Source organism: Neisseria sp. P0009.S007 (assembly GCF_051962515.1).
Genome location: NZ_JBQCVF010001261.1, coordinates 1 through 239, shown reverse-complemented (window position 1 = coordinate 239; position 239 = coordinate 1). Strand labels below are relative to the sequence as shown.

The window sequence follows — 239 nt, the reverse complement described above, 5'->3', positions numbered from 1 at the left end:
TTTCTGGGCCTTCCCACTTCGTTTACCACTTAATCTATCATTTGGGACCTTAGCTGTCGGTCTGGGTTGTTTCCCTCTTGACAACGGACGTTAGCACCCGCTGTCTGTCTCCCGAGGAACCACTTGATTGTATTCTTAGTTTGCCATGGGTTGGTAAGTTGCAATAACCCCCTAGCCATAACAGTGCTTTAACCCCATCAGTGTCTTGCTCGTGGCACTACCTAAATAGTTTTCGGGGA

1 rRNA gene is annotated in these 239 nt (G+C 48.1%); it reads right to left on the bottom strand.

Going from position 1 to position 239, the window contains the following annotated elements:
• Positions 1–239: ribosomal RNA gene (locus tag ACTHS3_RS18530) — 23S ribosomal RNA — on the bottom strand; the annotation flags it as partial.